This is a genomic window from Peribacillus alkalitolerans (assembly GCF_010882125.1).
In the GTDB taxonomy this organism is placed as follows: Bacteria; Bacillota; Bacilli; order Bacillales; family DSM-1321; genus Bacillus_BN; species Bacillus_BN alkalitolerans.
Genome location: NZ_JAAGVZ010000019.1, coordinates 1 through 23,132, shown reverse-complemented (window position 1 = coordinate 23,132; position 23,132 = coordinate 1). Strand labels below are relative to the sequence as shown.

General features: G+C 36.1%; 24 protein-coding genes. 2 read left to right on the top strand and 22 right to left on the bottom strand.

Features of this window, described 5'->3' with window-relative positions; genetic code table 11:
• Positions 1-7: 7 nt before the first annotated feature.
• From G3O09_RS17825 to G3O09_RS17765, 13 genes are all read right to left on the bottom strand, one after another.
• Entirely contained in the window at positions 8-832 is an 825-nt protein-coding gene (locus G3O09_RS17825) for a putative protein N(5)-glutamine methyltransferase (protein ID WP_163102805.1), read from the bottom strand.
• 289 nt (positions 833-1,121) lie between these two features.
• Positions 1,122-1,829 (bottom strand): DNA alkylation repair protein, encoded by a 708-nt coding sequence (locus G3O09_RS17820; RefSeq protein WP_163102823.1) that lies wholly within the window; start codon positions 1,827-1,829, stop codon positions 1,122-1,124.
• Positions 1,830-2,303: 474 nt separating this feature from the next.
• Positions 2,304-2,837: a permease gene (locus G3O09_RS17815; RefSeq protein WP_163102804.1), complete on the bottom strand. Its 534-nt coding sequence runs from the start codon at positions 2,835-2,837 to the stop codon at positions 2,304-2,306.
• On the bottom strand, positions 2,834-3,316 hold the full coding sequence (locus G3O09_RS17810) for a hypothetical protein (RefSeq protein ID WP_163102803.1): 483 nt from the start codon (positions 3,314-3,316) through the stop codon (positions 2,834-2,836). The genes G3O09_RS17815 and G3O09_RS17810 overlap by 4 nt, the downstream gene beginning before the upstream one ends.
• Complete coding sequence (locus tag G3O09_RS17805) at positions 3,309-3,650, bottom strand: PadR family transcriptional regulator (RefSeq protein ID WP_163102802.1); 342 nt, start codon at positions 3,648-3,650, stop codon at positions 3,309-3,311. Before G3O09_RS17805 ends, G3O09_RS17810 begins: the two co-directional genes overlap by 8 nt.
• A 321-nt stretch (positions 3,651-3,971) precedes the next feature.
• A complete protein-coding gene (locus G3O09_RS17800) occupies positions 3,972-5,600 on the bottom strand; it encodes a glycosyltransferase family 2 protein (protein ID WP_163102801.1) in 1,629 nt (542 codons plus the stop codon).
• A 763-nt stretch (positions 5,601-6,363) separates the two neighbouring features.
• Positions 6,364-6,945 carry a DJ-1/PfpI family protein gene (locus G3O09_RS17795; protein ID WP_163102800.1) on the bottom strand — a complete coding sequence of 194 codons (582 nt, stop codon included), beginning with the start codon at positions 6,943-6,945 and terminating at the stop codon, positions 6,364-6,366.
• Between the two features lie 423 nt (positions 6,946-7,368).
• Positions 7,369-8,118 carry an ABC transporter permease gene (locus G3O09_RS17790; RefSeq protein WP_163102799.1) on the bottom strand — a complete coding sequence of 250 codons (750 nt, stop codon included), beginning with the start codon at positions 8,116-8,118 and terminating at the stop codon, positions 7,369-7,371.
• Complete coding sequence (locus G3O09_RS17785; RefSeq protein ID WP_163102798.1) at positions 8,119-8,880, bottom strand: ABC transporter ATP-binding protein; 762 nt, start codon at positions 8,878-8,880, stop codon at positions 8,119-8,121.
• Positions 8,881-9,038: 158 nt separating this feature from the next.
• Positions 9,039-9,392, bottom strand: coding sequence for a DUF1048 domain-containing protein (locus tag G3O09_RS17780; protein WP_163102797.1), 354 nt, complete (start codon positions 9,390-9,392; stop codon positions 9,039-9,041).
• Between the two features lie 71 nt (positions 9,393-9,463).
• The gene (locus G3O09_RS17775; RefSeq protein WP_163102796.1) at positions 9,464-9,784 is read right to left on the bottom strand and encodes a PadR family transcriptional regulator; all 321 of its coding nucleotides are present in this window, start codon (positions 9,782-9,784) and stop codon (positions 9,464-9,466) included.
• Between the two features lie 407 nt (positions 9,785-10,191).
• Complete coding sequence (gene ppsA / locus G3O09_RS17770) at positions 10,192-12,807, bottom strand: phosphoenolpyruvate synthase (RefSeq protein WP_163102795.1); 2,616 nt, start codon at positions 12,805-12,807, stop codon at positions 10,192-10,194.
• Positions 12,808-12,999: 192 nt separating this feature from the next.
• A complete protein-coding gene (locus G3O09_RS17765; RefSeq protein WP_163102794.1) occupies positions 13,000-13,437 on the bottom strand; it encodes a hypothetical protein in 438 nt (145 codons plus the stop codon).
• Between the two features lie 220 nt (positions 13,438-13,657).
• Between G3O09_RS17765 and G3O09_RS17760 the strand changes: the two genes are divergently transcribed.
• Positions 13,658-14,296 carry a cupin domain-containing protein gene (locus G3O09_RS17760; protein WP_163102793.1) on the top strand — a complete coding sequence of 213 codons (639 nt, stop codon included), beginning with the start codon at positions 13,658-13,660 and terminating at the stop codon, positions 14,294-14,296.
• A gap of 254 nt (positions 14,297-14,550) precedes the next feature.
• On the opposite strand, the gene G3O09_RS17755 is transcribed toward G3O09_RS17760, so the two are convergent.
• A complete protein-coding gene (locus G3O09_RS17755) occupies positions 14,551-15,021 on the bottom strand; it encodes a hypothetical protein (RefSeq protein ID WP_163102792.1) in 471 nt (156 codons plus the stop codon).
• A 111-nt stretch (positions 15,022-15,132) separates the two neighbouring features.
• On the opposite strand from G3O09_RS17755, the gene G3O09_RS17750 reads away from it, so the two are divergent.
• On the top strand, positions 15,133-15,504 hold the full coding sequence (locus G3O09_RS17750) for a VOC family protein (RefSeq protein WP_163102791.1): 372 nt from the start codon (positions 15,133-15,135) through the stop codon (positions 15,502-15,504).
• Positions 15,505-15,848: 344 nt separating this feature from the next.
• Here the strand turns inward: G3O09_RS17750 and G3O09_RS17745 are convergent, their stop codons facing one another.
• The 8 genes from G3O09_RS17745 to G3O09_RS17710 all read right to left on the bottom strand — a co-directional run bounded on the left by G3O09_RS17745 (position 15,849) and on the right by G3O09_RS17710 (position 22,890).
• Entirely contained in the window at positions 15,849-16,832 is a 984-nt protein-coding gene (locus G3O09_RS17745) for an MBL fold metallo-hydrolase (RefSeq protein ID WP_163102790.1), read from the bottom strand.
• A 597-nt stretch (positions 16,833-17,429) separates the two neighbouring features.
• Complete coding sequence (locus G3O09_RS17740; RefSeq protein WP_163102789.1) at positions 17,430-18,113, bottom strand: DUF975 family protein; 684 nt, start codon at positions 18,111-18,113, stop codon at positions 17,430-17,432.
• 102 nt (positions 18,114-18,215) lie between these two features.
• Positions 18,216-18,533 (bottom strand): hypothetical protein, encoded by a 318-nt coding sequence (locus G3O09_RS17735; protein ID WP_163102788.1) that lies wholly within the window; start codon positions 18,531-18,533, stop codon positions 18,216-18,218.
• Between the two features lie 373 nt (positions 18,534-18,906).
• Entirely contained in the window at positions 18,907-19,086 is a 180-nt protein-coding gene (locus G3O09_RS17730) for a hypothetical protein (protein WP_163102787.1), read from the bottom strand.
• A 576-nt stretch (positions 19,087-19,662) separates the two neighbouring features.
• Entirely contained in the window at positions 19,663-19,860 is a 198-nt protein-coding gene (locus G3O09_RS17725) for a hypothetical protein (RefSeq protein ID WP_163102786.1), read from the bottom strand.
• A gap of 215 nt (positions 19,861-20,075) precedes the next feature.
• Complete coding sequence (locus tag G3O09_RS17720; protein ID WP_163102785.1) at positions 20,076-20,609, bottom strand: GNAT family N-acetyltransferase; 534 nt, start codon at positions 20,607-20,609, stop codon at positions 20,076-20,078.
• Positions 20,610-20,852: 243 nt separating this feature from the next.
• On the bottom strand, positions 20,853-21,662 hold the full coding sequence (locus tag G3O09_RS17715; protein ID WP_163102784.1) for an alpha/beta hydrolase family protein: 810 nt from the start codon (positions 21,660-21,662) through the stop codon (positions 20,853-20,855).
• A 307-nt stretch (positions 21,663-21,969) separates the two neighbouring features.
• Complete coding sequence (locus tag G3O09_RS17710) at positions 21,970-22,890, bottom strand: DMT family transporter (protein ID WP_163102783.1); 921 nt, start codon at positions 22,888-22,890, stop codon at positions 21,970-21,972.
• Positions 22,891-23,132: the final 242 nt, after the last annotated feature.

Sequence of the window (23,132 nt, the reverse complement as noted above, 5' to 3'; positions counted from 1 at the left end):
TATCATTTCATTTGTGGTATGGACTTTCTGTGTACTTACTAAAACCAGAATTGGTTCCGATAACGATAGTTGCGTCCAATTCATCGTCTCTAGCCACTGTTGTGGTCAGTCCAACAGTAGTAAAGATTTCAAGGGTTTGAGGTGCCTGCATTTCACTCGTTTCTACCAAAAGGTGACCTCCCGGTGCTAGCCAGAGAGGGGCTTCTTCTGCTACTCTACGCTGAATGTCAAGTCCATCCTCTCCTCCATCAAGCGCTACCTTTGGTTCATGTAGGCGTGCCTCCTGGGGAAGCAGCTTGATTGCCTCAGTAGGCACGTATGGTACGTTCGCAACTAGGATGTTCACATGGCCTTTAAGTGAGGGTGGCAAAGCCTTATACAAGTCACCTTCAAAAACGTGACCACCGTAGTCATTTACGTTGCGGCCAGCACATCGTACTGCTACAGGGTCAATGTCAACTGAGTATAACAAAATCCGTCCCAAAGCTGCTGCCAGTGCCGCACCCACAGCGCCTGACCCGCAACATAGGTCAACAACGATATCACTAGAATGTGATAGTGCTTCTGCTTGGCGAACAAGAAACTCGGTGCGTTGCCGAGGCACGAAAACTCCCCGATCCACTTCTATCCGCAGACCACAGAACTCTGTGGCTCCGACGACGTATTCAAGAGGCAAACCATAGGCACGCATTTCCACCATTTTCTTGAGGTCTTCTGGAGACCGTGCCTCTGAGATAAGTAACCGGGCCTCATCTTCTGCGAAAACACAACCGGCCCTCCGAAGCCTGTTGATTATACATTTTTCCGTTTTGTAATCCAAAAATAAATTCATTTGTTTTCCTATTTATCTCACCACTTTTTATACTTTGTAAGTTTATTTATAACTCTTTATTCGTTAAAAATAGAAAATATCCTTGTTCAATTAAACTGCCCCTTTAGTGGCAAAAGAAAAAAGGGATTTACCCTTATTTAGGTAAGCCCCTTAGTTAACCAAGAAAAAGCATTTTATTAAAGATTCGCACCTGATTGTTGATTTACCACCAAACCTTACTTGTAAGCGGACTTGGAATGATGTAAAAGCTCTCTCTATCCCTGTTAGAGTATGTACAATACAAATTTTGCTAACACCTTACATATTTCCGCTTGAAACCAAGCTTCCCTCTATCTATCTCCTTTTGAATATTCTCCGATGCGAGCAGGATGCTGCTTTTTTTCTTGTCCCTCCTGATTTCGACTGGTCCTACAGCCTTAGCGGTTTCAACCACCTTTTCATGGAGGGGTATATATGAAATTCCGACTGTGTACATAAAATTATTCATAGCGGATTTTGTTCGATCAGGAGAATTATGTATCTTATTTTTCACCTGATCAAGCATACTGGCAATCTTGATATCGCTAAATTCAGCGTCAGGGCGATTGCCCAAAAGCCAGCAGTAACAGCTCCAACCTGCCGACATTCTAAGTTCTTCATCGCTTGCGATCCATCGATCTGCAACACCTTGCGCAAATTCGGTTTCTGCTAAAGTTACTGCAACCACATAATCTGACAGCATATAAAAATACGCCGCATCTATCCACCGCTCAAAATCTGCCTCAGTCATTGTCATTGGGTCAGCAATGATGCCGGCAAAATACATGGCATCATAGTTCCCAGTGGCGTATAGCTGATCTGCTAAAGGCTGATTTTTCTTGATTTTCTTTGCGATCGGCTTCATTGCCCCTGTAGCTACCCCAAATAGCGGCTCTTGTGCCCCATTGCTTATGTAAGTCTTTTTAATTCGTTCCTTGCCGAGCGCTTCCAGTTCCTGCATAACCATTTCGAAATCCATCGTTTTGCTTTTCCTCCCTTTATAAACGTACCGACTGCCTATTAACATTTAAGCATATTTTCTTTATCATACAATGTTTTAACTTGATGAAAAAGCTCAAAAACAAGCATTCTCAATTTCTGTTTTCCAGATGATTCGTTGATAAATTATATAAAGTGCCTGATTCCTTAGAGAGACCACAAAAGTAATTCCATAAATCAATGATATCTGCATAAAAGTCATCATCATATTTTGGATCTATCACTATTTGAGAACGGTACTCTTTTTCTAAACATTTTTCTGAAGCTAAACTCTTTATTTCATCTCCATCAATATCCCTAAGAATCCAAATTCATACATTATGTACTTCCTGTATTTCAAATGAATTTTTGTATTTACATTGAAAAATCTTGCTTCCTAACATAACAGCCATTTCACTAAGGAAATGGCTGTTTTAATTAATTAGAGCACCTTTCAGCATAAAAACTTATTCATCTAAATCGATATATCTGAATTTATATCATATTTTATCAATTGTCGTCGGTCATAGAACTTCTCAAAAATAATCCCCATTAGATAGTAAAATATTAGACCAAAACAAATATGAATGAGTGTAAACTGAAATCCAAAAGAAGAAAATTCATATACAACAACTGGTAATTTTGCAGTTGTCCAAACTCCTAAAAAAAATACAATGTAACGTATTCCTGCTCCTTTTTTTAACAAAAGTACTGCAATTGGAAAAGCTACATAGAGGGGACCAGCTGCAATTACACCTAATAATAGGGAGAACAAGATGCCATAGATGCCAGATTTTTCTCCCATATATCGAATTAGTGTTTCTTTCTCCACCCATTTATCAAGCAAACTTACGAATATTAAGACAGGAGGCAGTAGAAATAGCATATTTAAGATACTGTTTCCAGTTAATTGAAATGCCTTCCATCCCAGCGTTTGATTAATAAAAGTAAGTATAATGAGCCCAAATAATAATATGAAAAAGAAACGATATTTTCTTATTTCATTCATATCATCACCACCCAAATAATATATGCAAAAATTAGAGACATTAATATTCCAGCTGCATTGCGAGAATAAGCAAAACTTCGACCAAATAATTTTTGTTCCATAGGTAAAGTTACTATTCCGACTGACATCATGGTAGACATTAATGCAGCTACTTGTGGGAGGCCGGCACCATTTTGGACTAACGTATCTCCAAGAGGAAATACAACAAAGCTTGGAATTAGTGCAACAGATCCAATTATTGTAGAATATACAATACCCATCAATCCAGATTCTTCTCCAATTATTGAAGAAATAAAGGATGGTGTTAGTAAAGATAATGAAATTCCAACGAAAAGCATAACTAATAAAATATCAGGTAATATATTACGAAACATTTTCCATGACTTTAATAGAGCATCTTTTGTTTTATTTCTATCCTTTATAAAAGAAATACTGGTAAGAATAATAGCTATGGTGTAAAGGATAGCACCATTAATCATGATTAGACTCCTTCCATACTTTATATTTGTTTAAGAAAAATGATAAATTCTTAAGTTTTGTTTCAATATTTATTTGAAATTCTTCTAATTTTCTTTTTCCAACTTCAGTAATTTTGTACATCTTTATCGGCTTATCTTGAACAGATGTATCCAAATAAGACTCAACAGCCCCTTCTTTCTCTAATTGTTTTAGAGTGCGATATAATATGGAACTATCAATTGGATTGATCGGAAGCTCTTCCTCACATTTCTGCAAAAGTTTCCCTCCATAGCTATCTCCCTCTGTTAAAAACAGTAAAAGAAATGCACCTGTATGCCTTCCTGTATGTTTCATAAATATCTAACCTCCTAAATTAAATGTAAAATAGCTTTTCACATAATAACCTTTAAACGTGTACTGTTATTAACATCACACTGTTAATAACAGTATAGTGTTATTAACAGTATATGTGGGATATATTGTAATTGCAACTAAAAAAGCAACAAGTTTTTTTCTTACTGTTAAAGTATATTTAATTGCAAATACTTCAAAGAATTGTGAAAGTCAAAAGTTTAACACCGTTACTTAAAATGAATCAAAAAAGCCGACTTCCGTGTTTGGAAATCGACTTAGGAATGTGGATTTTTTTATATCATATGGATCCGTGAGAAACGACTAACGCTTATTTTTTAATTCTTTTATATATAACCAACCATCACTAGCTATTTCAAATACTGGATAATAATCACCCCATTCATTCAGTACTTTGTTAAAGATGTAACGTTTAACATCTGCATAGTATTTTCGATTTTTGGGTTGTGTAGAGTTATCACCATGTGATCGACAATTGTATAGATCTTCGTCAACACAGTGAAAATTACTAATCCCTATCAATTTAAGAAGAAGATATCGATCTTGTTCAAATCGCCCCTGATAAGGATCATCGTTTTCAAATCCACCTACCTGACGGACGGCTTCCGTACGGAAAAAACGAGGATATACCATTGGTCCGTACATAAGGTAATCGTATTTATCCTGAAATGAACGGTGTTTTTGGACAAATATTTTTTTCAATTCTCCATCTCTTTCTCTCCAATTAACTGTGTTTGAATAAATCAATGAAGTCTCCTTTGGTTGTTCCTCCATTTCTTTTAAAAGCACTTCTAATGTTTGTGATTCGATCCAATCATCGGAGTCTACAATAACAAAATAAGGGGTATCGATCATACTTAATGCCGTTTGTAAGACTTTTCCCGTTCCTTGATTTTTTGGAAGTCTTACATGTTGAACTCTTTTGTCGGATGTAAATTTCTCTATAATATCAGCTGTTGAGTCCGTTGAGCCGTCATTTACAATCATCATTTTCCATTCTTTGAACGTTTGGTTTAAAACACTTGTGATTGCTTTTTCAATATATTTTTCTCTATTATATACAGGCATGACTACCGTTACTTTGTCGTTAGGAATTTCTTCAATTACTGCATGCACAGGAGTTAAACATGTTATTGTGGATTCAATAGGTTTTAGCTCTTTTATAAATAACCAACCATGTTGATCGACTTCAAATACTGGTTGATATTGGTCTCCCCATTCTTTTAACACTTTCGTATACACATAACGTAAGACATCTGCAAAGTATATTCGATTTTTACTTTGAGTTATATTATTGTCATGGATTCTTAGATTATAAAGATTTTCATCAACCCAATGGAAATTACTAATGGCAATCAACCGGAGCAGAAGAACCCTGTCCTCCGCATAACGTCCTTTATAAGGATCATCAGATTTGAATCCACCTACTTTACGAACTGTTTCTGTACGAAAAAAGCGAGGATACACCATTGGTCTATACATTAAAAAATCATATTTATCCTGAAATGAATGGTGTCTTTCAATATGTCCTCGTTTTAACACTCCATTTTTGTCATGCCACCAATTTGTGTTTGAATAAACCAGAGAAGTCTCATTTGGTTGTTTCTCCATTTCATTTAAGAGCACTTCTAATGTTTGTGGTTCGATCCAATCATCGGAGTCCACAATGACAAAATAAGGGGTATCGATCATACTTAATGCCGTTTGTAAGGCATTTCCCGTTCCTTGATTTTTTGGAAGTCTTACGTGTTGAATTCTTGCGTCAGATGTGAATTTCTCTATAATATCAGCAGTTGAGTCCGTTGAGCCATCATTTATAATCATCATTTTCCAGTCTTTTAATGTTTGGTTAAAAACGCTGGTGATTGCTTTTTCAATGTATTTTTCTCTATTATATACAGGCATGACCACTGTTACCTTTTTCTTAGTCATATTTCCAATAACCTCCCTTTTTATTTTAAAATTAGACTTTCGGAGATTAAATCCTTAAGGATATTCCATTGATCACATTTTTATTGTTTTACTCGAACTTGGTTTCCTTCGAATATATCTGTGATTAAACGTTAGCCGATTGATCCCAGCAGTTTTAAATCCTCCTAGTTTTTTCATCCCACTCTTTCATTGGTCTTTGAGGTTCATTCCTGGTCTTTCATGTCCGCTAATGTATGTATACGTACTGGTGATATAGCGTGAACTAAACAGATGCCTATTTTCTTTCCACACGAATCTATTACTGGTATGATGGGCAACCATCGCAATATAAGATACCTTTTGAATGAACTCCACTTATGTATATTTCTGCAAGTTAAATTTACTTTTGAAGCTTACTTTGGTGAATTATACATAATTGAAAGAAAGGCATTATAAAAATGAAGACTATTTTTGCTTGTAAAGGGATCCCTCTTAAGTAGTTTTTCTGAAATTATAATTCAAAATGAAACACAGTATGACTAATAATTTGGTATATAAAAACATAAAGACTCGCCGAAATGGCGAGTCTTTATATAATTTATCGCAGAGAGAATCGGCACATTGTTCAACCAAAGCCCCCATTTGTTTGTTTAAGTGAAATCATTCACCGTCTCTTTTGCACCTTAATATAACTCGATTAACTAAGTGTTGTTCCAGAATCCGGTACAATACAAAAAGACGCCTTCTTATTCAAGAAAATCGCCCGATTGTTGAAGATCAATGCCTAAAATCCCATAAGATCCTTTACATGTTCTGCGTTCTCTTTAGATGTTAGTTTTTCGAGTAATAAAAATGCAACATCAAAAGCTGTACCTGGATTTGAAGATGTGATAATATTTCCATCCTGAACAATTAAATCACTTTGTACAACTGCACCGAACTTCTTTAACTGCTCTTTTCGTTTACTCGTTGAATGATTGTATGTGGTGGCTTTTTTATCTATAAGAATTCCGCTTTTGCCAAGTGCTAATGATGCAACACAGATACTAGCAATAGGCTTCTGATTGGCATAAAAATGTTGAATAACATTTAAAAATGGAGTACTGAAAGCATCCTCGTAAAAGCCAGCTTCTTCAAATCCTCCTGGAATAGCTAGTGCATCAAACTCATCTAGTTGAATATCATTGACCGTTTTTTCAGGTATGACAGTAAAATTCCATGTACAAGTTAATTTATTTCGAAGACCGACTGTTACCACCTCAGTTGATCCATCTCCCTCCCATTTATTCCAACCTAGCACATCTGTAAATACACTAGCTTCTACTGCTTCAAATCCGTCAGCTAATAATAATAATATCTTTTTCATATCTTAAATCGCCTCCTGATACCTTATATTATAAAAAAATAGAAGGCTCATAAATAAGTTTAAAAAGGATTTTTGGTTGTTTAGCTTTGATAAATTAAGAATTTAGGTTAATCTTTTTTATAAAAAAAAGCTGGATATTTTATGGATCAAATTGATAAAAACATCGTGAGGATATTACAGTCAAATGGGCAACGAGTTCGAAATAAAGGCTTCATACAAACAAAAGGGAAGCCTTTTAATGGATAAGATTGAATAAAACAACCTAGAATCCGATTTAAAGGAGAAAAAAAAATTCTCTCTTTTCATGCTGCCGTAAAAATTTTTTCCTTCAATCGAAAAAACTATGAATCACATTCCAACTGAAATGTAATCCATAGTTCCTTAAGTTAATGACATTGATTACCAAAACAGTTAATGGTGTACTTACCCTAACTGGCTTTTAAATGCTTTATTGGCAAAGAAGTAAGCTATGACCATGATTCCGACGCACCAGGCAAGCGCGATCCAGATACCGTTGCCAACAGACCCATCATACAAGAGGGCACGAATCGCATTCACGATTGAAGTCACGGGCTGGTTCTCTGCGAACGCACGGACAATTTTAGGCATGGTTTCAGTGGGGACAAATGCCGAACTGATAAACGGCAGGAAAATCAGCGGATACGAGTAGGCTGTCGCACCTTCCATAGACCCCGCTGTCAATCCGGGAATGACCGCCAGCCATGTCAGCGCCAGCGTAAACAACCCAAGTATCCCAGCTACCGCAAGCCAATCCAGAATACCAGCGCTGGAACGGAAGCCCATCAAGAGCGCGACTAGGATAACCACCACGAGAGTAAGCGCATTGGAAACAAGCGAGGTCAATACGTGAGCCCACAATACCGACGAGCGCTTGATGGGCATGGTAATGAAACGCGCCATCAGCCCACTCTTCACATCCGTAAACAGCCGCACAGAAGTGTAAGCGACGCCGGATGCAATAGCCATCAGCAAGATTCCCGGTAATAAATAATTGACGTAGTTGTCCGTGCCTGTCTTTATGGCGCCACCAAATACGTAGACAAAAAGTAGCATCATCATAATCGGCGTAATCGCCACGGTGATAATCGTATCCGGGCTACGCATGATGTTGCGCATTAAACGCCCTAGTAGTACCCCAGTTTTGCTTTTCATTTACATCTCCTCCTTTTTGCCGATGATCGCGAGGAATATTTCCTCCAATGTCGGCTGCTTCTCGATATACTCCACTTTCGCTGGCGGGAACATCTCTTTGAGTTCGGTAAGGGTACCGGTCGTGATGATTTTTCCGCCATGCAGGATGGCGATACGGTCCGCCAGTTGTTCGGCTTCCTCCAGGTACTGGGTCGTCAGCAGTATGGTCGTGCCGCCTCCGGCAAGCTCCTTGACGGTATCCCAGACTTCAATCCGCGCTTCGGGGTCTAGCCCTGACGTCGGTTCGTCGAGAAAAATGACTGCTGGCGTCCCGATCAGGCTCATGGCGATGTCAAGCCGGCGCTTCATCCCGCCCGAATATTTGTCCGCCCGGCGGTTGGCCGCATCGGTCAGGCTGAATCTTGCGAGCAGATTGTCGGCGACTTGAGCGGGATTGGAAACTCCCCGCAACTTGGCGATCATCATCAGGTTTTCCCGCCCGGTGAGCATACCGTCTAAAGCTGCGAACTGCCCTGTCAGGCTGATGCTCTGGCGAACATGATCCGATTGACGCTTGACGTCAAAGCCGCAAATACCTATTTCGCCGCCATCGGCCTTCATAAGTGTCGAGAGGATGTTGACCGTCGTCGTCTTGCCCGCTCCATTTGAGCCCAGCAGTGCGAAAATTTCACCACGCCGCACTTCAAAATCCACCCCCTTTAAGACTTCCTTGTCTTTAAAGGATTTTTTTAACCCCTTTACAGAAATCGCTGCATTGCTCATACTTTTTTCCTCCTTATTAAAAGCGCCTTGCGGAGCTAGATTGCCTATACTCTACTACTTAGTCTAACTGATAATCTGTATAACTTACTACCAGGTTGAAAAAATAACTGAATAGCGAAGGTGGCAATTCACATTTGTAACCTGCTATTCAGTCGGTATTATCCCTTGAAATTATTTTTTTCCAATCGCTTCATGATACTCTGATTCAAATCTTCACGATACTTGGCAACATAAGTTTTAGCGTTTGCTACAAGTTCGTCGGCAAAGGTCGCCACGTCGGCCCCAGTGATTTCCAGCACTTGTCTGCCTTCCGCTGCTCCGGCTTCGAACAACTCGATTAATTCATACTGAATGTGCAGCATATCCATCCCGTTGCCCGCAGTGAAATTCCACATGTAGTTTTGAATTTTCTTAAATACAAACTGGTAGTCCTCTGGCAAGGCTTCAACCCGTGACATCATCATCTTATACTCTTTTTTATCACCAATCATTTTTTTGAACATTTCCAACATGTTATTTGTCCTCCTTTTTTATAAAGCTAATCAAGACACTCCCAAAATATCCGATAGATTATCTTATGAAGCTAGATTGATTTTAAGACGTTGATTTTTGATGATACAAAATTCCATTTTTTCCAAAACAATTCAAGTTCCTGGCGCCCAGCGTCATTAAGTGTGTAAAACTTGCGGGGCGGTCCCATATCTGACGGTTTCTTTTCTATGTTCACAAGTTCTTTCTTTTCTAATCGCACGAGGATGGTGTAGACCGTCCCTTCCACGACTTCGGTAAACCCAAGCTCGTTCAGGCGGCGGGTAATCTCGTAGCCATAGGTTTCATGGCGGCTGATGATTTCCAGCACGCAGCCTTCCAGCGAACCCTTTAGCATTTCAGTTAAATTTTCCATGTTCAGAGCCTCCTTTACTTTGTCTGACTTATATTCAGTATAACTTAGTACTAAAGAAAATTTTTACTTAATAGCTTTTGGATATCACGCTATTAAGTATTGCTTATTACAAGTATATCGTATCACTGAGTAGTAGTGGTGTCAACTGTTTTTCTTAAAAATATTTCGATACTCATATTAACGGCTATGCAACACCTTCACACATTGATTTTTAAAAAAGCCGATCTCCACATTTAGAAAGTCGGCCATATTGATGTATTGAGTGGAATTGGATCAGTAACTATCATTTTTAAGTATGCACCATCGAAAAAGTTGGATTCAACTTTTGTCCCAATGGAAAGATTGTGAGACATCGCTCTGGTATCCACTGGAGAGGTGCTACTAATTAAATCTGACGTATTCAGCAATTACAATATTTCGATGTACCCTTCTGTTCCATGCACGCGGATCCGCTGCCCATCTTTTATCAGTTTGGTGGCATTTTCCACTCCTACAACTGCTGGTAAGCCATATTCACGTGCGATAACGGCTCCATGGGTCATTAGTCCACCAACTTCGGTGACTAGGCCTTTTATGGATACAAACAATGGTGTCCAGCTGGGGTCAGTAAAGGTGGTGACTAATATATCTCCATCTTCTAAATCAGCATCTTCCATGTTTAAGATGACACGTGCTCTTCCCTCTATAACTCCGGAAGAAACAGGTAGACCTACAATAGCTTCGGCTGGGAGATTTTCTCGTTTGTACTCACCTGCAATGATTTCACCATCAGATGTGATAACACGTGGGGGAGTTAGTTTTTTATAAAATTTGTACTCGTCTTTTCGTTTGCTGATGATCTGGTAATCCAGTTCATTTGTGCGTACGACTTCGTGAAGTTCTTCAAAAGTGAGATAGTATATATCTTCTTTTTCATATATAACGTTGGCTTGTAGGAGTTGGTCGGTTTCTTTCAGTAAAGCCTGTTTATAAACGAAGTAGCGATTAATCATGCCGTATTTTGGATATTCACGATAACCGATGAAATTCCGGATTAAGTCAATCATTCGTTTTGTTTCTTTGGCTTTTTGTTCACCATCCGGTAATTGCTTCAATCGATCTACTAACTCTTGTTCTTTTTTCAAAGCTTCCTGTCGCCCTTGCTCAAACTTCCGATTGCCAGCATTAGGCTCAAAGTTTTTGATGTTACCCAGAATCATGGGGATAAGTGTAGTTGGTTTTTCGCTCCAACGAGTTTTAGTAATATCGATTTCTCCGACACATCTCATTCCGTATTTGTTAAGATAAGCGTAGATAGTGTCATAGGTTTCCTGCCCACCATCAAATTTAACCAGTTCATCCAAAAAGTTATCATCTTTTACGTGTTGTAAATAATCAATTACTTCTGGATAAGGACGAATCACATCTGCGACATCCATTAGCTCCAGACCCATTTCCGAAGTAATATTGTTTGGTACAGATTGAGATAGCGTGTCTGCTACGTTTTTTTCACCTAACCACTCGTTTATTTTTTCATTGATCCATGATGAAGCATCTATAGCAGCCATAAATACAGCTGAACTTTGTGGGTCAAATAAAATCTTCTTTAATTGCTGGATATCTTCTAGAATAAAATCAAATAAATCTGATCCTGATTTAGTTTGGATGTTTTGTTTTAACTCTTCTATCGATGTTTGACTCCTCTTAATCAAATCTGAAACGATTGTCGGTTCGTTTTCGATTTGTACTTGAGAATCCGCAGACGACACACTTTTTTTGCTTTTATCGGAACTCTGTTCTTGCTTATCATTTGGTAAAGAATTTATGAAATCTCCTCGCTCTATAATGGTAATGAGTGCTTCTTTTATGAGCGGATCGTGTTGTCCCATGGCTTCTAATAACATTTTTCTGTTGTCAGGTGAAGCCAGCCTATGAGTAACATCAACAAACAGCCTTCCACCAGCTTTAAACCTGGGTCCAAAAGATGTTAACTGGAATAAAGACATTCCCAATGGTTTCAAGGGGTCGGTCATCATTTGTTGATGACCGACAGATACATAGACGTGGTTTTCTTGATCATTCGCTTCAGGGATGGGGTATAAAGTCGTGATTGGACGACTCTGGACGATATAAAATGTATCATCAACCAAACACCATTCGATATCTTGTGGGCAACCAAAATAAGCTTCGATCTGTCTTCCGATGCGTGCTAGTTCTAAAATCTGTTGATCATTAAGTGTTTGTGCCTTTTGATGATTAGGATCGATCCGTTTTGTCTCTGTTCCGCCTTCTTTGAGTCCATAGATAGCCAATTTCTTGGTTGCTATCATCTTATCGACGATTTTATCTTCCTGTACTTTATAACAATCGGCAGAGACCAAGCCTGAGACCAGTGCTTCTCCAAGTCCAAAACTGGCATCGATGGATAGTAGCTTTCGGCTAGAAGTAATCGGATCCGCGGTAAATAAAATCCCTGATGCCTTTGGGAAAACCATCCGTTGAATGATAACGGATAGATACACTTGGCTGTGGTCAAATCCGTTTTGCATACGGTAGATTACCGCGCGATTCGTAAATAGGGAAGCCCAGCATTTGCTGATATGCTGCAAGATGGCTTCTTTTCCGATGATATTTAAATAGGTGTCTTGTTGGCCAGCAAAAGAGGCATGTGGTAAATCTTCAGCAGTCGCACTAGAACGCACTGCATAAGCATGTTCATCACCAAGCTGGGAGAGATAGTGAGTAACTGCTTTCACAACATCGGAAGGAATTTCTACTTCCATAATGATTTGTCGAATTTTCCTGCTGATTTCAGCAATTTGATCTCGATCTTCTATTTTTAGCATGGTTAATCGATCCAACAAAGCATGATAAGTTTCGTTTTGTTCGATGACTTTTTGATATCCCACTGTAGTAACACAAAAACCTTCTGGTACTTGCATTCCTTCTATTTTTGATAATTCCCCTAAATTTAACCCTTTTCCGCCAACGAGCATAAGCTGCTTTTTTTCCATTTCCTGAAAACCGAGAACCAAAGAACTCATTCTACATCTCTCCTAACCATTAAGGTTCTATTGATTTTAGCAGTAGTAAATGAGAATAAAAAGTCTATATTTACCATTTTTTACATGATATAATTAAATTAGGAAGAGTTATATTCACCCATACTGATAAAGGTGTGAAGTTGATTTCCTTTTAGAACTAACTGCCCCAATAGTTCAATAACCGAACGAGCGTTAAATTCTTGCTATTTGTATCGCTTTTGTTAATGCCTCTGCTAATTGACCTGATTGAAGTTTATTTCCTAAAGAAATAGTATCTAATCCACTATAGCCGTTACCTTGACGCTCTCTTTCAAATGGAGTAACCGTAAATCCTCCATTTACTAAACTCCACCCATAGCTGATAAATTTTTTGTTTTCTGTAAACTTTTTATAACTATTTATTTTTAGGTGACGCTGTAATACTGTCTTTTTATTAATGGATGGTTCTTCTTTATGACACATTATTAAAGCTGACAATGCGATTTTCTCAAGTTCCTTATTCGAATACGGTGGCTTCAATTCGATAAATGTGTCCATTTCCACAATTCCCCGTTCAGTATCACAATTTGGGACAAAATATAGAATCCCAGAGGAAACATCTACATAAATGTTTACTAACGTGTACTCCATACAAAAAATCTCCATATTATCACCTTCTCCAACTAAATGATTCAACCGCACTTAAACTATTTCTTTCCTTCTCGTTTCTTAGCTGTGATTTTAAATAATAAAGTACTACTGCATATATGGATCTGTAACATAAGCTCTTCAAAAACCTTTACACCGAACTTAATTCAAGTGCATATCATGCCTATATGCTCAAGTTAATATATAAGAGGTGAAAAAATATATGGTTTCTTATATGGATTATACATCTCCATCAGTTCAATACACTTTTGACGTAAATAAAAATCCTTTGTTCATAAAAGATAACAACAACTTTATTAACCTATTAGGTGTAAAACAGTTAAATACACTTGAAAATGTTTCCCTGCTAGATATTTTCCTAAGTACAAATAATGTTGTAGAACCACACTATCACCAAAATGCAGCAGAACTTGTATATTGTATTTCTGGTTCTGCAACTGTATCGATGTTGAATCCATTTACAAAACAAATACTCAATTACACGATTACTCCTGGGCAAGTGGCTAATGTTCCACAGGGTTGGTGGCATTACGAAGTAGCTTTAATGGATAACACTCATCTTCTAGCGATTTTTAACGCACCAACTCCAGAAGTAATTTTAGGATCGGACATTTTGAAATTTACGCCTTCAAAAATCATGTCTCATACCTATTGCATTGACGAACATCAATGGAAACAAGCAATTGAACCTGTTAAACCCTCAACATATATAGGTCCATACAAGGATTGCAACAGAGAAATGGAAAACATACCTCATCAAAACATAAATCTTCAGCCACAATATATTCAACAATACCCACAGACTCAATATGTTCAACAGTATCGACAATATTGGGGTTAAAGGATGTCAATATTCAACAATTTGCATGGTAAATCCATGCCTTTTCGCATTTATATTCCTTCTTTAAGAAAACTGCCTCGTTTGTTAAAAATGACAATTACTAATATGAGTACTTCCTGTCCAGTTGGTCTACTTATTTTTATAGGAGTTCTAAAATTTTTTTCGTTTGTTTTTCATTACTAACTTATTCCTATTTCAATAAAAAAAACGATAATCCTACTGGATCACCGCCTCCGTTTGCTTAATACAAATAATTAATTAGTTAGTATAGAATAATAAAACTTCACATTTTGAAATGCAGCATTTAACTCAATTGAATTTTCTATTGTATAGTAAAATGCAATCCCTGCAAATATAGCAATTATTGCACTACTCCCTTTAAGAACTTGTTTATTCTTTTTGTAGAGTATGATGGTTATTAAACCAACGATTAATAAATATGATGCAGCTATAATTATTTTTAATATTTTCATGTTAATTTCCTCAACCGCATTCCTAAAAAGCTCCAACGCTTTGATGTTATCCTTATTCTCTGCGATAGTAGATATGTTATCTTGATACCCAATTTTCCATGTAAATGTGTTTTGTTCTTTTATTACAGTGTATTGATAACCTACTGCTTTTCTTTCACCTATAACAAACGGTGAGAATGCAGATACAAATGGAGCAACTACTATATAACATAAAATGATGATAGAAAACATGACTAAAATCTTCTGTTTCAAAAGCTAATCCCCCTCTTATCATGGGAAATGTTGTTAATTCCTAAACACTCATTTATAGTTAAATTAAATAAAGTTTATTACCCTAATTTTTATTTAAAAGGAGAAGAACAAATGAAACTAGGTGCATTTTCTGTAAGTTTAAACGTAAAAGACATTAATATTTCCAAGTCATTCTACGAAAAACTAGGATTTCAAGCTTTTGGTGGTGACATAACTCAAAATTGGCTTATTATGAAGAATGAAAATTGTATAATTGGGTTATTCCAAGGAATGTTTGAAAAGAACATTCTAACCTTTAATCCAGGATGGAATGAGAATGCCGGAAATCTCGAATCATTTACAGATATTCGGGAAATTCAAAAACAACTTAAGGCAGAAGGAATAAAAATGCTCTCTGAAGCAGATGAAGCAACTAATGGACCAGCACATTTTGTCATTGAAGATCCAGATGGGAATCAAATTCTTGTAGATCAACATCGCTGAAAAAAAAAGAAGATAGCGGAACCTGCCTATAACTATTAACATACAAGATACATATTATTAATTCTGTAATAAGGAGCCTTTCCCCAATTAAAGTGGATAACTAAATTGGACGAAAGGCTTAAATATCCTAAATTTCTATTCATTCTAATACTTTCACTAACTTGCCCCGTTTGTTTATTAATAACATAACTAAAAAAGCATTAATCCTTTATGCCACCGATTACTAAATATAGTTACAACACTATAACTCTTCCGTTTTTATCCTTCACTTATACTATCTAATACTTCTTAAATGACTTATAGTATAATATTGCAGAATTAGATATAGTCTATATCCCTTTTATTTATGAGAGAAAATCTTGAGGTTTCCAATCTTTCGGCTTTATGTTCTTATTCATCCATTTCTTTTGTGGTGATTGGTATGGGAAGGTGGCGATTAAATGATTATTGTGCCAGCTTGCTGCTCCGGATCGAATCATTTCATTGAGAAGGATTTGAATAAATTCTTCTGGCTGAAGCTGGAAAGAGTAGCGTGCAAAATCTTGGAACCAGCCACACTTTAATAAGTAGTTATCGATTTCTTCTTTTGCTAATCCGTTTTTAATGATTAATGTGAATGAAAAAATCCTCTTGCATGCATGCCATGAAACTTTTTCTGGCATCCTAAGCCACTTTTCAAACCGTTGCCTTGCTGCATCAATGGCAGCTAAGGGATCCTCTATTTGAGGTCCATGTCCAGAATATGCCTTTTGAATCCGAAGTATGGACAACCGATCCAAACTTTCTATAGATCGTTGAATAGATGAAATACCCTCTCGGAAGATATTTAACCATCCGATATCATTTTTGTGAAAAAGATCCCCGCAGATTAATATCATATCTTCTGGCTCATATAAGGAAATATGCCCTAACGTATGCCCCGGTGTGTGGATAACTTTCAAGGTTCTAGTTCCTGTATGAATCTCATCGTTATCTGAAAGCTTTGTATCGACTCGATAAGGTTCTACAGGCTGATCTAACCATTCTGCACTACAGGTTTCAGGGTCGCATGAATTAATTAAATCGGCTTCCCATTTATGGGCTGCAACCTTAACCCCATAACTTTTTTGAAGATGAAAATTGCCTCCTACATGGTCACTATGATAGTGCGTGTTTACTATAAGGTGTAATTCTTCTGGTGAAACGCCTACATCTTTAATTAATTGATCTGTATCTTTCGCATCACTTCCAAAACCAGAATCAATAAGAATCGGTAGCTGATCCTTAATAAGAATCATGTTAGCACTTGGAAATTTTCTTTCGAAGAAAATAATACTGGTTTTCTCCATAAGTTCTACCTCCTTAAGACTACACATTTATAATCGAACAAAGAAGAATTTCATTATTTCAATTTTATTGTTTGCCCCAAGAGGTTTGTAGCTAAAAGAACACTACACACGACATCGGTATTAATTCGAACTGTTTGAGAGGGTATATTAAACAATTCTGCAACAAGATTGAATAATTCTTCTTCAACTAACCTGCACTTTTTCTACCATAGACACTTAAATCATAATTCAATATAAAAAGCGATAATCCTTCTGGATCACCGCATGTGATAGTTGAATTAGATCAATTCAAGAAAACAATAAATTCACTGTTATTAGGCCTATAATTGAAATTCCATATAGTGACCAAGCAATTCTCTTGTTACCTTTTGGCACTTCTTTATTTTTAAAAACTTGAACAAATTTGTATGTTAAAAATACAAGTACAACAATTGAGATTACCAGTACTTCGTTCATTTATTATTACCTCATTTCATTCCAACAAGATTTCCAGGTGATTGCATACTACTAACATACTGCCCGTTACTTAAAGAATAAAAGGGATTACCGAAGTAATCCTAAAACATAAACTCTTTACTGTGTTAGTTAATTGACTTGTTAAATGGTTTGTTCTTTCATATCATCGTGATTTCTTGATTGAGGGTAAATCAATTCATTATAAAAGGTCGCTAGAGATGTAGAAATATAAGGTGCAAGCCATAGAATTCCAATTCCTAGTGTAAATATACATAGAATCCCCCAGCCTATGAAACTCAAGTTCAACAAAAATAATTTAGTCTTAAATCCCTTCATACGAATCTTACTCTCATTTATCGCTTCAAGTACGCTATATTCTGGATGATCTTTTAATAGGAAGAACGTTTGGGAATATGACAATGCTCTAATGATTCCTGGAATGATAAGTAATATTGACCAAAGTAAGGTGAAAACTGTAATGACTATAGAAGTAAAGATAAATTTTATCGCGATCTTTATTTCTTTGTAAATTAGAAAGATTTCTAGTATTCTTGGTTTTTCATACCTACTGATACCTAGATACAACCAAGACGTAGAAACGGTTACTGGAACTAATAAAAAAGATAACGCCATACCAAATATTGTTGTAGGCAGTGGGACACCCTCATGATCCACCCACTTTGAAAAGCCTCCAGTATAATAGATTTCAAAAATCTTTGTTGGAATAAAATTTAGCAAAAACAAGTAAAGTTCCGGTAGTATGGCTAGACCCCATTTACCACTTAAAGCAACCTTTGCCTCGTGTTTAATTTCTGATATAGACATTTATACCCTCTTCTCCATATTTTCTATTCATTCCTTGAACCTGACCCTTTAGCTCAAAAAGAATAAGCGATTCTCATATCCAAGAAACGCAAACTTCATTAACTATATAAAATATTCCTTATAGTAAAAAAATGTAGCTATCAATGAAACTATTGTATATATGATTGCTGTGTAGAATGCAAAAGAAGGATTAAATGTAGATTTTTCTTCATCAATTTTAATACCTGTTTGTGCTTGTACTTGTAAACGTATTTGGTTAGATGTAAATCCACCTGAAGAGGAAAAAAAGTGAATAATAACAGTTGTAATTAGGCCAGTAATAAATGAAGAATCAATAAATTTTAATCCTACAAATGTCGCGAGATAATTAATCAAAACAATTATTATTAGTGTAACAATACATACTATAAATTTTTTCAAAATATCACCCCTATATTTTCTAATACGGAGAATATTTTAAAAAGTTCCAAAGAATTAAAAATTTTCCTTTTTATGTAAAAAATAATTCCCTTCTTTCACCCTTTCAATCTCTTCCAGCAATGAATATCCTTACTAACCTCCCCCCTATAGTAATAAATTGAAACGAATTTCATGCAACTGTTGCTTTAAAACGAATTTCTCTCCATTATCTGTTACAACATTTTTTTATTGGACTATCCTTCCCCGGTAGTAGAAAAAAAGCTTAAATGACAGTGTGAATCTGAAACCTGTTCGGTGAACTATGATTAATTAATTTTCCAAAATCAAACTTTGGAAAAGAATCTTAACAAAGAAAAAGACACAGCCAATATATTTACTGTGCCTTTGAATCCTTTTGGTTTCTTCCAACATAAAATACAGAACATAGAAGGAAGACTGTTCCTAAACCAAACCCTACTATCATTGAATAGTCAAAAATATTCTTTAATGCTAAACCACCCGTAATTGATGCGACAAAAAACATTAGAAACATTACTGTATAGTTCTTCTTCATTTATTTACATACCTCCCTTCCACAAAGTTTAGAATATGATCCTCCATTATTCCTTCCCTATTTAGGCGAATACTTTTTTTCTTTTCATATTTAAATAAAGGAAAAACACTAAAGTAATTATAAAAATTGAGATTTGTATAAATAAATTAATTGAAAATGTCTTTTCAGTAATAAAATGTAATGTAATCCAGGATACATAAAAAACCGATGAAGTAAAAAAAACTGTCATTAGGATAACAATTTTTATCTTTAGGTAAATCAAATTTCCATATAAGAATCTAATGTATAAATAAACAATACTCCCTATAACTATAGCTATGATAAAAAAATACTTTAAATCAAGAAAGATATCTTCCTCTGGATAATCGGATATGAATAAATTTACAACCCAAACAAGATGCAGCATCATATTGATTGAAATTAGATAGAAAAAAAATATTATATCAACCAAAATTAAGACTACCTTTAATTATCCGCTCAGTTTCTTTCCTTGCATATTTCCTCCACAGATCCTTTATACAAAGTAACTGTTAATAATAATCAGTATGAAACAGAAAGATATAAGTTCTTTTTTTATTAGTCTTCATTATTTTTATACTTTAAAAGATTAATGATTTCGTCATTTTGCTTTGTAATTATTTTTAAGCTATTCTTTATTTCTTCTGTTGAATCTGTAATCTTCTTTGAATCTTTTGCTAAAAAAGGGAGATAGTAAACCAAAAAAACAATACCTCCGAAAAGTAACAGTGGAGGAAAGATTCCTAGAAAATCCATTTTCTTCTCTCCTTTATAAATAATTTAGAAAATTATCCCATATGAGTAATGATAATCCTTATTTAACAATACTGCCCCTTTAGTCAAATAAACAAAAAGACCGCTGCAGCGATCACCTTCATTAACTCATGCCCCCGTTAACTCAAGAACATTCGTTCGCAAAGTATGTATTATTAATCATGTTTTCTGAGGCGATAATTAGAATATTTTACGAATTAAATTTTTCTCCAAATGGAATATCCGACCTTTTCAAAAGCATTCCTCATTGGTAAGTTGTTAATATCTGTATCAGAAAATATTCGCCACACACCAATAGATTTTAGAGTTTCAGTCGCTTCTTGTAGAAGGTCAATTATATATCCTTGACCTCTATGTTCAGGCAATACTCCAATGTAGTGGATTGTCCCTTCCACCAATCCATCTCTTTCGCTACCTTTATAGACTACTGGTTGAGTAATTCCGACCACGGTACCTTCCAAGTATGCTATCTTCCACCAATCCTTCTTATATACGAAGTGGTTCTCATCCACTGACCAATATTCATCTACTAATTCTTCAATTGTTGCTTGTTTATCAAGCAATCTTTGATCCATAGAATCTAAAGATCCTATTATAATCTTTCCGATATTTTCTTTAAATTCTTCCTCTAAATCTTTAGTTACCTTCTTAAACTGTAATCTGCTTGTAATATGTTTTATAGGTTCTTGTCCCTCTAGAAAATATGGGATTTTTTTATAATCTCTTTCCATTTAACCATCCTTTTCTATTAATAAAGTTTTAGCTTGGTACATATTGTAATTCTTCTCTACTCCCTAGGAAAAAACCTCTATCAATGTGTACAGATTATTAATTAATCTGCACCGTTCGTCCAATAAGAAAAGCCGCCAATGGGTGGCAGCCAGTTAAAAATCAAGTATCAGTTAGTGTAATAAATTAACCAATGTTTTGGTCCTTCTTTGCTTTTTTCATTTTATCATCTGACAATTGTACGTTTAAAGGACTTCAAGTAGCCAGTTGTGTAGCGTTTGAGCAAGTTCTTTCCGATGATTGAGATAGTGGTGGTCAGTTTCAAACACTTTCGATTGAAGATGATTTGCTCCTGCCTGTTTAAGAATTTCGACAAGCGGGTCGTGAAAAAATACTTTAGGTAGTTCTTCATCCAAATCTGCCGCTGTAAGGAGGATTTTTCGTTCGAGAAGTAGAGGTGCGAATAAGAACGTATTCCACTCGTTTTGATTGAAACGTACTTCTTCCATGATTGATTCGACCGAAGCTCCGTTCAAGAAAAACGCACCTTCTTTTAGCACCTCTCTTATTTGCGCCTCAAATGAAGGATCTTGTTCCACCATTTGCGCAAATAAACCGAAATTGGCTCCTGAAAGAGAAGCAACTGCAAGAATGGATGGTTCCATAGATGCAACTTTCAGGGCTAAAAAGCCACCAAAGCTATGTCCGATTAATCCAATACGGTTTGGATCAATGTGATTTTCCTTTGCCACATCACTTTCTTTGAGATACTGAAGGGCTGAGCGTACGTCTTCGATTGAATGGCTAAATGAAAACGAACCTTGACTACCCCATGCTCCGCGATAATTTATGACAAGTACATTCCAACCTTCCTGTTGAAGTTCAGAAGCTAGATCGAGATTCATCATCCCCCCAGGAAATCCATGTAATAGAACAACGGTTCCATGAGGTCCTTCCCCTTCTGCAAGATACATTCGTCCAACAATGATATCGTCTCCACTAGGGATTTTCAGTAACTTCAACATACTGTTATTTATTTGTTTACCTTTTTCCAATCTTATCCCTCCGCCTGTTTTCTTTTAACATTTGCTTCATTTTGTTTATCGACTTTACCCAATTATCCTCCCAATAATCTAAGCAGTCTGGATAATTTCGATATAATAAGTCGATTTCGACGCTTTTGTTTCCTCACCTAAAAGATGAAACTTCATAAACTCACCTCTAGATGGTTACAATTCTTCATTTCAAGTTCAAAGTCCTTTTTCCACCTGCCCCTTTACTACGATAGAAGAACGTTATTTGAATTCAATAAAATAGAACGATAATCCTTTTTGATCACCGTCCCCGTTAGCTTAATCAACCTTAATGAATAACTTCATTTTTATTAGTACTTATAGGCAATTTATTATTCTTACTTCGAATACCAAACCCTAAAGCAATTGCAGCTCCTATACAGCTTGATAGGCAACCTACTAGCAAATAAATGGATGGATCTGATTCACCAATTAATACAGAAGCAATTCCCCCAATTGCCGGGAAAAGAGCTACCATATAACCACTTTTTGCTCCTCCAATTTTTTCAACAAGTTTTAAATAAAATAGCCATGCCATAAAAGATGCGATCAAAGTTAAATATAGCAAAGCAGATAAATAGGTAATGGATGTTGGTAGTATCATTTTTTGTCCTTGGAACAGTACAATTGCCCCCATTAAAACACTGCCAACAGTAAAACCAATGGAATTTGCATAGATAGGGTCAACCTTTCGATTAGCATTCCTTGCAGAACTGGCATCTCCAATGGCTGTAAGTATCGTCCCTAACAGAGCGATCATAATTCCTTTTAAATCAGTAAGTCCTTGGGAATTATTAAGGGTGGGATAGATAAGGACACATACACCAAATACTCCTAGAATTCCCCCAAGTAAAATGCGAGAATGTAATTTTTCTTTTAAAAAAACACGGAGAGCAATAGGAGTCATTATCACTTTTAAAGAAAAAATCAATGTTACAATTGCAGCAGAGCTCAAAATGGTGGCGTAATAAAGGCATAAATAACTTAATGCAAAGTTACAAACACCAAACACAAAGATATAGGGGATATCTTTTCTTTGTGGTCTCCCCTTTGGTTTTAGGAAACAAACAAGAACAAAAAATAGAAAAGCTGTCATAACTAAACGGTAGGTTAATGAAATTTCCAAACTGACCGGTGTTCCTTGAATTTTCACAGCAATAAAATTAAGACCCCATACAATTAAGCAGAATATGTACATAAAGTTTGTCATTGTATTACCCCTTCTGTTTTATATAAGATATTAATAACTTTTCAGTAAGTAATTTTAACATAAATTAACAGTTCACCTTATGCGATTAAATTTTTATAATTCTTGTTAAACTAGACTGCCCCGTTTGTTCAAAAATGATTTCAAATCGAGTAGGAGGCACGTTACCGTGCCGACCTCTCACACCACCGTACGTACCGTTCGGTATACGGCGGTTCGAAAGTTTATGTAATTACTAAAGACAA